The following is a 244-nucleotide window of genomic DNA, read 5'->3' as shown; positions in this document are numbered from 1 at the left end:
GGGTTATATGGCTACTATTAAAGATATCGCCAAACTTGCAGGCGTTTCACCAGCAACCGTCTCTCGTGTTTTAAATTATGATGAATCGTTATCTGTTGGTGATGAGACTAAAAGAAGAATTTTTAAAACTGCTGAAAAGTTAAATTATTCTAAACATAAAAAAAAGAATAAAGAAGAACATTTAAATAAGATAGCAATTGTACAATGGTATACTGAAGCCCAAGAATTAACAGACTTGTACTAC

1 protein-coding gene is annotated in these 244 nt (G+C 31.6%); it reads left to right on the top strand.

Going from position 1 to position 244, the window contains the following annotated elements:
• Positions 1–244: LacI family DNA-binding transcriptional regulator (locus tag H6A07_RS09995; RefSeq protein WP_275100643.1), on the top strand; the 244-nt coding region annotated here is incomplete at both ends.

It is taken from the genome of Olsenella uli, from assembly GCF_016899935.1.
GTDB classification, from domain to species: Bacteria; Actinomycetota; Coriobacteriia; order Coriobacteriales; family Atopobiaceae; genus Thermophilibacter; species Thermophilibacter uli_B.
Note: the sequence above shows the minus strand (reverse complement) of the source record. Positions and strands in the feature narration are given on the sequence as shown.